The following is a 14,592-nucleotide window of genomic DNA, read 5'->3' on the forward strand; positions in this document are numbered from 1 at the left end:
TCAAATACATTCATATATTAGATCTCCCTCTATAAACTTAAGTTGTTTTTTATATTTAGTAAAGCATGTTGCCTAACTATTGCATTACCGACAAAACAACAAAAGTCGTATATAATTCAATAATGGATATCTTTGCGACATATGTCGGTAATATTACCAATGGATGTAGATAAGTTTATGTCGGAAATACATCTAATGCAAATGTACTTCCGACATAATACTCTTACAACGTATCCAAAGGATTCGTAATGCTTGTTAATGATTGCGTTGACACATGTGTATAGATTTCAGTTGTCTTACTACTATTGTGTCCTAAAAACTCTTGAATGTATCTTATATCAACTCCGGACTCAAGTAAGTGTGTAGCAAAGGAATGTCTGAGGCTGTGAAAGGTTACATTCTTCTTTATTTTTGCTTTCAGAGCAGCATCATTGAAAACTCTTTGTATCGTACGGGTAGTCACATGCCCGTTCTTGTCACGATTTTCAAACAGCCATTCCTGTGGATGGTAAACTTTATAATAATCTCTTAATTGATCTAGCATTAAGGAGGATAAAGATGTAATTCTATCTTTTCTTCCTTTACCTTGATTGATTTTTACAATCATTCGGTGGCTATCAATGTCTTTAATCTTTAAATTAGCAACCTCGCTTACCCTTAGACCACATGAGTATCCCAACATCAACATGGTTTTGTGCTTTATGTTTTCTGTGACATTGAAGATGCTCTTTACCTCAGGTTTGCTTAGTACCTTAGGTAGTTTCTTCTCCTTAAAAGGTCTTACAATGCGAATGTAATCATCTTCTAATTCCTTATTATGTATTTTGAGTAGTATTTTTATAGCACTTATAGCTTGATTCACGTATGTATGGCTGAGTTTTTGATTTTCTAAAAGATCAAGTAAGTATCGATTCACTGTTTTGTAATCATCTTTACCCAAGCTATAGTCAAAAAATCGTAATAGATGTCCGAGATAAGTCTTAATGGTTTTTGTACTGTACCCTTTTCTAATCATGAATTCTCTAACTTCATTAATACATTCGTCAGCATATGTACAATGACTATTCTGATCAGTCTCTTTCCATTCCATCATACCAAATCCTTTAAATTATTCTCTTACACTATTTTACCATTATAATACAATATTTACAACGTACTCTTATAAAAATACTTTTATATAAGAAATAAATGGACAAAAAAATACTATTCCCTCGGAAATAGTATTTATTAATAAAATTATGAATTATGCTCCTCTTCTTTGCCTATCAATTTCATATAACATTATTGACGCTGCACATGAAACATTAAAGGAGGTAATTTCTCCATACATAGGGATTTTAACCAATGCATCACACATCTCTTTATACTTAAAGCTAAGTCCTTTTGTTTCATTACCAATTAAAAGTGCTGTTGGTCTGCTAAAGTCAGCTTTTTCGATGGATGTTTCTGTTTGTGAGGTAGACCCTATTATTTGAAAATTATTATACTCCTCTTTAATTTTTTCTAGCCAATTACTTACTTCTTTATGAGAATCTAGCCTTATTATTGGAATAGAAAAGAAAGTACCAAGGCTGGCTCGAATTGTTTTTACATCATATAAATCAACGGCATGACCTGTTATTATAAGACCATCTACGTTTAGAGCTTCACATGATCGAATAAGTGTACCTAAATTACCATGATTTGATGGTCTATCAAATATTACGATAAGTGGATTATCATACAATTTTATTCTCTCCAAATTATTTTCAGGAATCGATACTATTGCCAATATTTCTGAGACATCCTCATCCTTATCACTCAAATCAGTCATTAATTGTGCAGATAACTCAATATGTTTTTCTGCAGTTGAATTATTCAGAATATTTTTAGCCCAAAGACTTAATTCAGTCTCAGTACAATAAATAAAAGAGAGTATCTTCCAATTGTTTTGTACAGCATAAGTTATGGATTTTGCGCCCTCTACAAAAAATTCATTGAATTTACTTCGCTTTTTTCTATTTCTTTTTAGCACCTGGATATGCTGATATTCATTGTTTTTATTATAAACTTTAATAATTTTTGGCTTCATTTAAATCCCCTTATCTTGAGTTATAATTTACCATCAACTTTAAGTAAATTATATCACATATAGATTAAACTGGAAATATAGAGTAAAAAAGAATCCACATCTTGAATCAGAGTTAGATGGATATTAGTCTGTTTTTATATTGAAGTAACGAATGATTTATGTCATAGTAATACTTAGAACTGAAGACTTTGTTATATAAATTACTTCTTCTTAAAAAAAGATAGCTGATAAGCTATATTAGAATTCAAATCTTCAACAAGTTGATAGAGAGGAATTTGGTATGAAAGAGTTTTATACAATCGGTGAATTTGCTAAGTTAAAACAGATAACCACAGAAACCTTACGCCACTATGATCGGATAGATTTATTTAAGCCTGCTAAGACGGATAAAGAAACAGGTTATCGTTATTACCATCTTATGCAGGTAGAGCAGATTGATACCATATTAGAATTACGTCAATTGGGCATGAGTATTGAGGAGATAAAAGCCTACTTTAATAACAGAAATTTGGAACGCTCTTTTTCTATATTACAGCAAAAAAGAGAAGAATTAAGGAATCGGATTATGGAAATGCAACACCTTGAGGCTGTAATTGGTAAAAAGTTAAATCATCTTGATTCCTTAAAACAGATAAAGAATTTCGAGCAGATTGAGTTGAAGGAATTAAAAGAGAGGTATATCTTACTATCTGATAACCGTATCTCCACAGATTCGGAATTCGATTATACCATCTTACAGTTGGAAATTCAATTATTAGAGACCGCTCCTTTAGTAGCAAGTAACCGTATTGGTATCATGACAGATGCGGATGTTGCTCTAAATCAGTACAGAGAGAAATCACGATTATTTATTGTTATTGACAATCAAGAGGACTATGATCCCTCCAAAATAACAGTGATCCAGGGAGGTTTATACGCCTGTATAATGTGGAAAAAGGACATTTCATTAGTGACTAAATATGTTAAGTATATCCTTAATGATATTAAAGCTAAAGGGTATATCATTACTGGTCCATTAGTGCAGATATGCCAAATCGATATCTCTGTTACTGATGAGGAGGAAGAAGAAGTATTTGAATTGCAAGTACCAATAAAAAAGATTTGACCTTTGTGTTGCACAAAAGTTTATAATTATATCTATCGTTTTTATTAGACCTTTATAATTTTACTGGGTCAAGGAGGTAGATATGTAATGAATCAGACAACTTTAGGTACACAAAATATACACAAACTTTTTGCTCGGTTTACCATACCAGCAGTAATAGCCATGGTTATATCCGGTTCTCAGAGTATCATAGATGGTATATTTGTAGGAAATTATGTTGGGCAGAATGCCTTAGCAAGTATCAATATGGCCATTCCTTTTACACAAATTATTGTCGGTTTAAGTATGGTTATTAGTATGGGAGCCTTAAGCTTTATTGGCCGAAGTATGGGTGAAGGAAATATAAATAAAGCTCAAAATATTTTTAAAACAGCTACGAATCTAAACCTTATCATTATGATTAGTATTGCTGTTATAGCTCTGCTTTTCAATAAACAACTTGCAAGTTTGTTTGGAGCCAGTTCTGTCATACTAGATGACGTGTCTATATATATTAAAATATTTGGACTTTTTGCACCCTTTATTTCAACCATGTTCTTATTTGGCTTCACAGATAGAATCATGGGAAAACCTAACATTTATTTAATAGGAAGTATTTTTAGTTTAGTTATCAATGTTTTATTGGACTTTATCTTGATTAAGTACTTAAATCTTGGTGTTAAAGGCGCTGCCTTGGCTTCGGGTATAGCTTATTCAACGGCTTTCTTAGTTGTTATTTGGCCAATGCTCAATAAAAACAGTACATTGAATATTTTTGTAGGTAGTTTTGATAGGACAACAATATTACCAATGGTATATAATGGCTCTTCAGAAGCTGTTTCTTCGGCAGCAGCAGCTATAACCATTTTTATTTTTAATAATATCTTTATGCGAATAGCAGGAGAAGCTGGTGTTGCTGCCTATACAACCATAAGTTATATTTCACAATTTTCATCATTTATTATGTTCGGTATATCAGATGGAATAGGACCACTATTAAGCTATAACTATGGTCAGGGGAACTTAGATCGTGTTAAAAAAACTCTAAAGCTTTCAATTATCGTCAATACAACAGTAGGAGTATTTTTATTTATTGTACTGAATATTTTTGGTCGACAACTGATATCACTCTTTGTAGATGATGGTAGTCAAGTCATTGAGATAGCTGTAAGTGGAGCAAGACTTTTTGCTATAACCTTATTGATGAATGGTTTTAATATTATTAATAGTGGTTACTTTACAGCCATTGGTAATGCTCGTAACTCCATACTTATTGCTATAAGCAGAGGATTAATCTTTATTATAATCGGGCTGGTTATCTTGCCGGCGATATTAGGGTTATCAGGTGTGTGGCTAACAGTGCCTTTTGCTGAAGCAGTTACATTCATTATTGGGATTATTCTATTTAGAAAGCAACTGCAAAAAGATGCAGAGAATTTTTCTTTAAAAGAAGATGAAAAAAAGAAATATGCTATAAATAAGATGGTTACTGATTAATTATTAATTTCAAGTTGTTTAATATACTCTAGACCATTTATTAGTGAATAACTATACCCTAGTTATTATGAAGCTTATTATAAAAAAGAGTAAAGTTTATTATCCTGTTGGGTAATAGCTTTTACTCTTTAAATTTCTTACTATGCCAGTCCTAGTTCATTTTCAGAAGATATCATCTTATCCACTGCTTCCTTAAATGCCTCGTCTATTAAACTTAACTTTACACTAGATATATCCCATGTTATAATTCTAGTAATTACCAAATCAAAAGAAAATATTGAAATTTTAATTTCTTATTATTGAACTTTATTAAGGAGATTTTCATGCTAAATAATATAAAGAAACACAAGTTTGTAATGATCACTTTTATAATTGAAGTCCTACTATTTTGGATTGTTTTTTACTCAGGCATTATATTACCTTTTATAAACCCTAGCATTGATGAATACGAAACCTTAGTACAGGGAGGTACAAGTTTCCCTAGAGATTATATCCAGGGGTTGCTTTGGCATCTCTTACATGCACCTTCTTCTTTGATAATTGATTCCATTCTTCCAAGTGGATTTGATTTATTCTTTTTAATTGCAATCTTTCAAAACTGTTTTATTGTCCATTTAATAGAAAAGCACATTATAAGTAAACGAAAATTATCAGGATAATTTTCGCAGTTATGATATTATTCCTAGACTGGTTTGCTTTTATGGTGGTTCAAATGTAAATTAATGCAACTCACATGTTATTTACTATCAAACTATATAGTAGGTTTTATTTCTTCCCATTCTCTTCTTAATAAGTCCATATATAGTACATCGGTATACTGACCAGTCATACTATTAAAACTTTTTTCTCTTATATATCCAATCTTTTTAAATCCTAGTTTTTCATATAGTTTGAAAGCACTTATGTTATTAGTCAATGTTTTAAGTTCTACTCTATTAAGGTTTAAGTAATTATACAAATAATCAAAAAAATGATATAGTGTATCTAATCCATATCCCTGACCTCTATCTACGATATCACCAATTTCAATCCCAAACTCGGCGCTCCTATTTCGCTTATCCCAACTTCTATATGAAACATCCCCTATGGGTTCTAAATTATCTTTTTTACATATGATAAAGGTCTTTTCTTCTGGGAAAACATTGCTACTTTCAATCTCATTTTGTATCGATAATCGATATGCTTCTTTACTTATTAAAAATCCATGGTTAAAACCACAGTATTCATTTCCTTTTGAACTATTTCTCCACTTATGTAATAACTCTTCATCCCCTAATTCTAATTGCCTAATCACTACTTTAATACCCTCTATCAAAATTATACCTCCTAAAAAATAGCTCTATTGAGTAAATTATATCACATCATGAATTTAGTTGCATTTATTATAAGAATTAGCTATTTGGAGTCAACTACCTCTATAATTTCTCATTAGATTCCAAATTATTGTGTGGTTCTTTTTATACCAAAAATTCCATATCAACCATTTATATGATATAATTTACTTAATTAGTCTATAGGTAGTATTCGTTCAATTTATTAGCTTCAAATAATTAAGAGAGGTGCTGAAAACATGACGTATTGTCCAAAGTGTAAACAGATATATGAAACTAATGAGAAGGTATGCATAAAGTGTAAGAATGAATTAGAAGAAGCCTCTACTGTATGCCTAACAAATGTATCTAGCATTTATGAGGCTGACCAAATAGTACAACTTTTAAAAACTTTAGATGTCATAGGTTTTCATAAGAGTGAAGAGGCTGGGGATTACCTTCAGATTCGTCAGGGTTTTACTTTTGATAGATTTAATATATTTGTTTCTTCCTATGATCTTGAGAAGGCACAAAAAATATTGGAGGATTACCAGAATGCAACAAAGATAAATAATTCAGAGAAAGACATAGATAACACTGATGAAAATGACTATCCGATAGATACATATATTACTCGAAGAAGACGTGTTGCTAGATCTATAATAGTAGTGACGTTTATTATGCTTTTTATGTTTATAGCAACCTATTTTATGAGTCTAATAAAGTAAATCTTCAGGTTTGAGCCTTTACATATTAAATAACTTACTATGCCAGTCCTTGTTATTCAAGCAAAAGATGATCCTATGATTGGCTTTAATATTACTTCGAATTTTATTCAAGAAACAAAAACTGAAACTTGCATCTATGAAACGAGGTCATTTAATATCAGGGTATGGTATTCAAATGTCACTTGTTATCAATGAGTTTATTGAGAAGAATAGTAAATAAAACAAGGGGTTACTATAAACTTATAAAAGGCTTTCTTCTCTGACGTGAAACAAGCCTTTTACCAACAATCTGAAATACTATTATGATGTTGATTTCCAACTTAAATATTTCTCTAAGGTAACTATATGCATTGGATAGAATGACTCTTTATTATTATCCAATCTTCTTCTAAGTTCTTTTAAGGTAACCCATTGAATCTCTTCACTTTCATTTGATCTTTCCAGTAAATCGCCGCTAGCCCTGCAGATAAATGTATGTACCATAATAGGATATTCACCTATAGTGTTCTGTGAACATGAAAAAGGCTCATAATTAACTACTTTATAATTCCCTTGTTCAATTATTTCTGCCTCGTTTTCTCCATAGATCTCAATCAAATCTAGACCAGTTTCCTCTTTTATTTCACGTCTTAGACAATCAAAAATATTTTCATATTCTCTAATTTTACCTGCTGGGATTTCAAAGACTCCACTGCATTCTCTAGGATCTTTCATTCTTTTTTGAACCAATATCGTATCTTCACCATCTATTTTTCTTTCAATTATACCGCCAACACCTGGAATCATAAACTTCTCTTCTGTCATAAAATTCCCTCCAAGAATACTATTTTCATATATGTAAGACTCTATGAGATAGGACAATTTTCTAAATAAAAGTCCATAATACGTTTCTCGATATTATCGAAATTTCCAATGTCTTCTCTTGGATCCCATAATCTAATCTCTTTCATTTCTTCATTTTCATCAAAGTGAGTAAGTTCAACTAATGCTTGATGATAGATTGCTAGATATTCCGTTACATCTCTATTTCTATCATATAATTTAGCAAGACCAACTAAATGGGCATCATTAATTATTTGATCAGTTTCTTCATAAAGCTCACGGATGGCACAATCTTTAGGCGTCTCTCCCTCTTCAATACTACCACCTGGAAATTCCCATTGATCTCTAGATTTATGCAAACCAACGAGATACTTATCCTTGCATTTGATAAAGATTAACGTACATGTTATTGGCAGATGAATATGATTATTTTCTAGCTCCCCATCTCTCATCTTAATACACTCTAATAAACTGTATCCCCAATCATTTGTAGCCAATTCCATTTGATTTGCCCCCTTATTAGATACCTTTATTAATCACAATACCGATATATGTTTTAATCCCTTCACTTTAACTTAATTAAAATACGGTATTTGTATCTGTTTCATATACTCTCCGTTCTAGGGTTACATCTTCTAACCATCTTCTTAAATTCTCCTTATAGATAAAGTAATTATCATCCACTTTAAAATATGGGAACATCTCACCACTAAAACTACCTGTTTCACTTAATTTACTCTGTTCTATGAGTATTATTTTGAGAACTACTTCTTTATCCATTTTTAAATATTCTGCTACTTCATCTAAATTCAGTACGTCATCCACATTGTTATGATTGGTTTCTATTTCATCACTGGATTTTAATATATTTACAGCATTACTCTTAGTAAGCATATATGAGCAAGTAATCATAGATAAACTTAGAATGATAGCTGAAATCAAAATAGTGATATTATGCTTTTTACTCATTTTTAGTCCCCTCTCTTCGTTTATCTTTATACTAAGTTAACTTTTCAATTATATAATGGGAGCTAATTATTGTCAAATATTCACAACTTATTATACCTTACTTTGACAAAACATGTTTATGCGATGAAAAAGTACATGATTAATTTATACGTATAAAATTCCTATTTAGTCTATTCTGTGTTATAATCTACTCAATTAATGGATAAAGGTCTCATTTTCAGCAGTACATACATTAAGTGGTGACTTTTAGTATGTATACTTTTATTAGACTATTCATAAGTTTTGTTTTTAAAGAGCTATAGCAATGATTAGATTAGAAGAAGGATATATCGCATCAAATATATGGTGCAGACTTAATAAAACATCCAGGAGGGTGGTCACTTGCATGAAACAAATATAATTTTTGAAAAATTCAATTTAAAAAACAAAAATCAATACATTGGAATATTTGATATGGACGGGGTCATTATAGAATCCATACCTTTATGGAATGAGATAAATACAAAATTCTTCAAATCATATGGTGTAGGGTATGATGCCGTTATGTATCAGAAAGAAATCTGTGGATTGTCATATGACAAAACCGTGGAGCACATTTCAGTGAACTATATTAAGTCTCTTACTCCATCAGAAATATATGAGCAAATGACAAATATGGCTATTGAAAAATTTATTGAAACTAAAATAAATGAATATATATTGAATATAGCTATGAGTGGATTTAGAAAGACTATACTGTGTACTGCAAATATACGGCCTATCGCAAAAGCAGTATTAGACAAAATATACGCGTTATATAATTTTAGCTTTGATAAGGTTATAACTTCGGATGATCAAAATATGCGCCATTGTCATAATAAATATGATATGTATGAATCAACTATTTTAAGCAACGGCATTTCATATCCTATAAGTATATTTGATGATTCATTAAATACTTTAGAAAAACTTAGATCTGTATCACCACCCCTTAAATTAGTATACGTAGACAACGGTCATAATTTTGATAATTCTAGACATACCGGTATAACCAATCTTAGAAGACTATCTAATGAAGAAGTTAATGTTTAAATAATCTGTAGTCTTTATCAGCGGTAATAATTTTATATTGTCTTGACAACGTATATGTTACATAATTACTTGAATTTATCAATGCAATTTAAAGGAGTGATAAAATGTTATTTGCAAATACGTTTACAATGATTATTTTAATAATTGGGATCATCTATGTCGTAAAATCAATTATAAACATCTCAAAAGACCTCAGCTTTACTAATATTTTTTCTAAATTATTAGTATCACTTATATTATTTAACACATGTGCTTCTATATCATTAGGTGTAAACTATTATCAGCCCCGTTCTACAGAAGGTATAGGGAGGTATGGTCTTCTGACGCCAATAATCATCAGTCAAGATTATGGCTGGTCCTACGAATTATATTATGACTACTTTGCCCGTACTTTAATATTTACTGTTTTATTGATAATAGCACTTTTGACAGTTAACTTCCTAAAAAAGAACTTACATAGATAAGAGCTATTCACTTTTTCTCTACTCAACATAATCTTTTAAGATTAAATTCTGATTTAGCTTAAGAAGCATTTAAAGGCAAAACAATGGGATTGCTAGAAAATCATTTCCGCAACCCCTTTATTCACTATGACATGTCAGCCATCAATAATAATTTATTTTACTGTAAAGTTTTAAGCTTTAATTCAATTTGTTTTCTTAGTTTTAAAGTTTTTGCTAATTTCTCGCCAGCTTTTTTAGCTTGTTCTAATGCTTTATCATTCTTTGAAGCCTCATTCATTTTAAATAACTCTAAAATCTTAACAGTATCTACAACCCTATATCCTAAAGCTTCTAGAGGTTTAGTCATTGCTTCAGCAGTAAACCCCATGTCTTTTTCATCATCCTGCTCGCAAACAGCTATTGCAACAGCATATTTTCCACCCATAGCTTCGTTAACACTCATCCAGACTGAACGATCATCGTCATCAAACACCTCAAAGTTATAACATCTCTCTAAAAAAGCTTTTATATCTGATGATATATTATAAAAATATGTAGGTGATCCTAAAACAATAGCAGAGGATTCTAAGATAAGAGGGTACAACTTCTGCATATCATCTTTGATTATACATTTAAAAGTATCTTTACAGCCCTCACAACCATGACAACTATTTATATCATAATCTCCAAGAAATATTAGTTCTGTATCTACTTCTGTTTCTGTTTCTCTTACAGCTTTTAAAGTTTCTTGAACTAACGTTGAAGTATTACCTTTTTTTCTTTTACTACCTACAATACCTAAGACTTTCATCTAATATCACTTTTCCTTTCCATTTATGTCGTATCAAAATTATATTATAATTCAAAGACATACTTTAAAATATAGTTTAATCATCAGTATCTAAATTGTCTTCTTCTTTCCGGTGTTTGTCAAGTAAGTTGTCACTTTTAAATAAATTTAATACTAAAAGGTTTATATGAGACTTGCTAGCTAAAGTAGCTATCAGACATATTAAAGTCACCATCCTCTAATCGAATACAGTATTTCTTTTCAATATCCTTTTCGCATAATTTGATCATCTTACCTTCTTTCACAAAACATACTTTTTCTAGTGACCCTAGTTCCACAGTAAATATTGATGAATATAATATAATATAATATAAAGAAAATAAGGCTATTTGAAGTTATTAAGTCATCTTATGAAGAGGAGAGTTATAATGACTGTTTTCACTTTAGCATATATAACGAATTTTAATGATAATACTGTATCAGTAATTAATACCTCAAATAATACTGTTGTAGGTCAACCTATTCCTGTAGGAGACTCACCAATAGGAATTGCAGCAACTCCAAATGGTAGATTTGTATATGTTACTAATTTTAATGATAATACTGTATCAGTGATTGATACATCTATAAATGAAGTAATTGGTCAACCTATTCCTGTAGGAAATAATCCTAACGGAATAGCAATAACTCCAAATGGTAACTTTGCTTATGTCGTTAATTCAGGCGATAATAACATATCTGTAATAAATCTTACAACTAATACTGGAGTGGGTTCCCCAATAACTGTAGGAAATAATCCGATTGATATAGCAATAACTCCAGATGGACTTTTTGCATTTGTCACAAATTCAACAGATGGTACAACCACAAAAATTGATACATCAACTAATCAAGTAATTAATACAAACCCCACTGGCGGAAACAATCCCAGTGCAATAGCAATAACTCCAGATGGTATTAATGCATTTGTAACAAATTCTTCTGATAACACTGATTCAAAAATGGATACAGCTAGTAATTTACTCACTGGTCCACCTACTACTGTTGGAGCTAATCCTAGTGGTTTAGCAATAACTTTTGATGGTATAGATCTATATGTTACGAATTTTGATGATAATGATGTATCCCCACTTGATGTAGCTACTAATCTACTTACAGGTCAAGATATAAGTGTGGGAAATAATCCAAGTGGAATAGCAATAACCCCAACAGATAGTTTTGCTTATGTTGTTAATTCAGGTGATGGTAATGTATCCATAATTGATCTTTCAAATAATACTGTCGTGGGATCACCCATTGATGTTGGTAACTTCCCTAGAGGAATAGTAATAACTCAAGTTACAATAACCAAACCTAGAATTCTTAAAGTAACAGTATCAAATATTGAATTAGTTACTCTAACCTATGAAAATGGCATGTAATAGAAATTAGTTAAACTTATGGGCTAGAGGGATAATAAGATTGCCCTCTCCCTTCTCTTTGGTATAAACCAACATAGTTTTATATGTCCTTCCACCTATCCTGTACAAGTTTAAACTATAAAAGAGCCACCTCACTAATGAGATGACTTTTATTTTTTTACCTATTAAGCCTTATTTTTTTATTTAACCCTATTATATATCTCAATAGCTTCATTTAGAATATCAATTTCATCATAATCATTATTCACTATCGTGTAATTCCCCATATCTTCATAAGCAAAAACTTCATTATTTCTAACATAGTACTCTATATCCTTCCTTATGTAAACCACATTTCCATTAACATCGTAAATATAAAGATCATCGGATATATTACTCGACTTTAATATAGCTTCATAATCTGATGTACTTGTTTTATTCTTAACAAATAAATGTATAACCGTCCCATCACTTTCTTTGTATTCGACTACATAGTCATTTTCATGCCACATCTTATCTAATGGGTATTTACTCAGTATTTTTAGTATGTGATTTCTTTCTTGAATCTTTTCATCATAAGTTAATTCACTATCAGACTCAGGTTGTTCTTCAGCCGATCCATCCACATTGCCGTCATCTTCAAATAAATTTATGGTTCTTGTATCTCCATCCCATTCAACTTTTAATTCTAGCGCTTCTCCAATAACTCTTACAGGTAAATAAGAAGTGCCGTTTATAGTAATCACTTCTTCATCAATCTTTTTTCCATTTAAAAATAATTTAATATCCGAACTAAATGCTTGTAGTTGCCCTTTTCCATTAGCTACTCCAAACATAATCAAAAAAGTAATTACTACTATAAAAATAATACTTATTCTTTTATTTTTCATTTACACTAAACCTCCATCTAAGATTTGATAAATAAACATATTCTACGATTAAGACAGGTATATTATACCATACTATTTTAACTTTTCAAAACTTGTCGCTTTATGCATTACATAATAAGTTATATAATATTCTCCTAGCTTTTATCTTTTTGATTCTTAGTTCTTTCCTTTGATCTTGCTTGTCATAATGATAATAGTTGAGGAGTTTTATATATGTTCAGTGAATTTTTTTCGTTTTGAGGTAGATTAAGCCGTTTAAATTTTTATTTATTCTTTGCTTTTTATGTCCCCATTTATACTTCAAAGTATATATTATCCTTCATTATTTTTCCATCTACATTCTATAGATAATGATTTATCATTTATTAACAATCAATTACTATGCCTGTGGTCTTCACTCCTTATAGATAATATTGTTATTTTTTGTATCTTGATGTATAATAATGTTAAATACAAGAAAGTAGGTGAATCTTATGGATGAGATTTTTATTATTCAAGGATGGATTCTTATTGCAATCTCAATTTTAAATTACATACTATTATTAACTGGTATATCTAAAAAAATAAATCCTAAATTTGGTCATTTCCTTGATAATATAGCAATAAAGTTGCTTGCTTATTTTATGAATACTATAATATTAGTTATAGGTGTTATAGTTCTGAACAATACAGAACTTTTATCAAGCTTTATGTTTAAGTAGTCTCCATTGACTACTTACCAATCTTAATATAATCCATGTCTTATAAACTAAATAGAGCTATAATAACTAAATATCAACATTTTTTTCCATTGCATTACTCTACTTCTAGACCTATAATATTTACGCAAGTAACCATGCTAAAGGAGCGTACATATGATCATTATCATTTTTCTTTCTTGGATAATCTTCGCAGTTATCATGTATAAGCGGTCAAATAAAGATTTCCGTTTTTCTGAAGTATTATTACCTTTAATTCTTATTTACACAGTTTTCGCAATAGGACTTGGAGTCAATGCGGTTCAACCAGGTACCACTGAGGGAATATCAATTAATAACGTTTTAGCTTATTGGATCATAGGCGGAGATGATTGGAGTAGAACAGCTTTTTTGGAGTACTTTAACGAATTTCTGTATTCAGCTTTACTTTTGATTTTCATATATTCCTTATTGAAGTTATTTAAAAAGTAATAGTTTATTTTCACTTCTGAAAAGACTCCTTCTTTAGGAGTTTTTATTGATTAATCACAATTTTTATGCTTAATTTTTTTATGTAATACTTCTTTTTTTGTTATAATCATTAGGAGGAGGTGTTACTATGGGTATTACTTTAATTGGTCTTATTGTTTTAGTACTTATATTAGGTGGCGGTCTACTTGCTGCATTCATGAATAGAAAGTAAACACATGATTATCATCTACTCTAGGTTATATTTATGGTATTTAAATCTTTGGACCTCTTTTTCATCAACATGACTTTTCACTGTTAATGCTTGTACCATTTATATTGATTATGAATATAATATAGTAAAAGATAAAA

Annotated in this window: 16 protein-coding genes; 8 read left to right on the forward strand and 8 right to left on the reverse strand. The window is 30.3% G+C overall.

Annotation, left to right across the window (positions count from 1 at the left end):
- Nucleotides 1–223 precede the first annotated feature (223 nt).
- Nucleotides 224–1,090, reverse strand: coding sequence for a tyrosine-type recombinase/integrase (locus C1Y58_RS00275; protein ID WP_105613993.1), 867 nt, complete (start codon nucleotides 1,088–1,090; stop codon nucleotides 224–226).
- Nucleotides 1,091–1,243: 153 nt separating this feature from the next.
- The gene (locus tag C1Y58_RS00280; protein WP_105613994.1) at nucleotides 1,244–2,071 is read right to left on the reverse strand and encodes a TrmH family RNA methyltransferase; all 828 of its coding nucleotides are present in this window, start codon (nucleotides 2,069–2,071) and stop codon (nucleotides 1,244–1,246) included.
- A 280-nt stretch (nucleotides 2,072–2,351) separates the two neighbouring features.
- Between C1Y58_RS00280 and C1Y58_RS00285 the strand changes: the two genes are divergently transcribed.
- The 3 genes from C1Y58_RS00285 to C1Y58_RS00295 all read left to right on the forward strand — a co-directional run bounded on the left by C1Y58_RS00285 (nucleotide 2,352) and on the right by C1Y58_RS00295 (nucleotide 5,311).
- Nucleotides 2,352–3,176, forward strand: coding sequence for a MerR family transcriptional regulator (locus C1Y58_RS00285; protein ID WP_105613995.1), 825 nt, complete (start codon nucleotides 2,352–2,354; stop codon nucleotides 3,174–3,176).
- 87 nt (nucleotides 3,177–3,263) lie between these two features.
- Nucleotides 3,264–4,652 (forward strand): MATE family efflux transporter, encoded by a 1,389-nt coding sequence (locus C1Y58_RS00290; protein ID WP_105613996.1) that lies wholly within the window; start codon nucleotides 3,264–3,266, stop codon nucleotides 4,650–4,652.
- 323 nt (nucleotides 4,653–4,975) lie between these two features.
- Nucleotides 4,976–5,311: a hypothetical protein gene (locus tag C1Y58_RS00295; protein ID WP_105613997.1), complete on the forward strand. Its 336-nt coding sequence runs from the start codon at nucleotides 4,976–4,978 to the stop codon at nucleotides 5,309–5,311.
- A gap of 92 nt (nucleotides 5,312–5,403) precedes the next feature.
- On the opposite strand, the gene C1Y58_RS00300 is transcribed toward C1Y58_RS00295, so the two are convergent.
- Nucleotides 5,404–5,967 carry a GNAT family N-acetyltransferase gene (locus C1Y58_RS00300; protein WP_105613998.1) on the reverse strand — a complete coding sequence of 188 codons (564 nt, stop codon included), beginning with the start codon at nucleotides 5,965–5,967 and terminating at the stop codon, nucleotides 5,404–5,406.
- A 255-nt stretch (nucleotides 5,968–6,222) separates the two neighbouring features.
- On the opposite strand from C1Y58_RS00300, the gene C1Y58_RS00305 reads away from it, so the two are divergent.
- Nucleotides 6,223–6,690 (forward strand): hypothetical protein, encoded by a 468-nt coding sequence (locus C1Y58_RS00305; protein ID WP_105613999.1) that lies wholly within the window; start codon nucleotides 6,223–6,225, stop codon nucleotides 6,688–6,690.
- Between the two features lie 300 nt (nucleotides 6,691–6,990).
- On the opposite strand, the gene C1Y58_RS00310 is transcribed toward C1Y58_RS00305, so the two are convergent.
- The 3 genes from C1Y58_RS00310 to C1Y58_RS00320 form a co-directional block, all read right to left on the reverse strand.
- Complete coding sequence (locus C1Y58_RS00310; protein ID WP_242985299.1) at nucleotides 6,991–7,494, reverse strand: NUDIX hydrolase; 504 nt, start codon at nucleotides 7,492–7,494, stop codon at nucleotides 6,991–6,993.
- 41 nt (nucleotides 7,495–7,535) lie between these two features.
- A complete protein-coding gene (locus tag C1Y58_RS00315) occupies nucleotides 7,536–8,015 on the reverse strand; it encodes an NUDIX domain-containing protein (protein ID WP_105614000.1) in 480 nt (159 codons plus the stop codon).
- A gap of 76 nt (nucleotides 8,016–8,091) precedes the next feature.
- On the reverse strand, nucleotides 8,092–8,481 hold the full coding sequence (locus tag C1Y58_RS00320) for a MerR family transcriptional regulator (protein WP_105614001.1): 390 nt from the start codon (nucleotides 8,479–8,481) through the stop codon (nucleotides 8,092–8,094).
- A gap of 381 nt (nucleotides 8,482–8,862) precedes the next feature.
- Between C1Y58_RS00320 and C1Y58_RS00325 the strand changes: the two genes are divergently transcribed.
- On the forward strand, nucleotides 8,863–9,552 hold the full coding sequence (locus C1Y58_RS00325; RefSeq protein WP_105614002.1) for an HAD family hydrolase: 690 nt from the start codon (nucleotides 8,863–8,865) through the stop codon (nucleotides 9,550–9,552).
- 621 nt (nucleotides 9,553–10,173) lie between these two features.
- Here C1Y58_RS00325 and C1Y58_RS00335 read toward each other — a convergent pair.
- On the reverse strand, nucleotides 10,174–10,806 hold the full coding sequence (locus C1Y58_RS00335) for a flavodoxin family protein (RefSeq protein WP_105614004.1): 633 nt from the start codon (nucleotides 10,804–10,806) through the stop codon (nucleotides 10,174–10,176).
- A gap of 407 nt (nucleotides 10,807–11,213) precedes the next feature.
- Between C1Y58_RS00335 and C1Y58_RS00340 the strand changes: the two genes are divergently transcribed.
- Complete coding sequence (locus C1Y58_RS00340) at nucleotides 11,214–12,206, forward strand: YVTN family beta-propeller repeat protein (protein WP_170311471.1); 993 nt, start codon at nucleotides 11,214–11,216, stop codon at nucleotides 12,204–12,206.
- Nucleotides 12,207–12,385: 179 nt separating this feature from the next.
- On the opposite strand, the gene C1Y58_RS00345 is transcribed toward C1Y58_RS00340, so the two are convergent.
- Entirely contained in the window at nucleotides 12,386–13,075 is a 690-nt protein-coding gene (locus C1Y58_RS00345) for a stalk domain-containing protein (protein WP_105614006.1), read from the reverse strand.
- A gap of 473 nt (nucleotides 13,076–13,548) precedes the next feature.
- On the opposite strand from C1Y58_RS00345, the gene C1Y58_RS00350 reads away from it, so the two are divergent.
- Together C1Y58_RS00350 and C1Y58_RS00355 are read left to right on the forward strand one after the other, a co-directional pair.
- Nucleotides 13,549–13,776 (forward strand): hypothetical protein, encoded by a 228-nt coding sequence (locus tag C1Y58_RS00350; protein ID WP_105614007.1) that lies wholly within the window; start codon nucleotides 13,549–13,551, stop codon nucleotides 13,774–13,776.
- A 153-nt stretch (nucleotides 13,777–13,929) separates the two neighbouring features.
- Nucleotides 13,930–14,244 carry a hypothetical protein gene (locus tag C1Y58_RS00355; protein ID WP_105614008.1) on the forward strand — a complete coding sequence of 105 codons (315 nt, stop codon included), beginning with the start codon at nucleotides 13,930–13,932 and terminating at the stop codon, nucleotides 14,242–14,244.
- Nucleotides 14,245–14,592: the final 348 nt, after the last annotated feature.

Origin of the sequence: Vallitalea okinawensis, from assembly GCF_002964605.1 — a bacterium.
In the GTDB taxonomy this organism is placed as follows: Bacteria; Bacillota; Clostridia; order Lachnospirales; family PQDH01; genus Vallitalea_A; species Vallitalea_A okinawensis.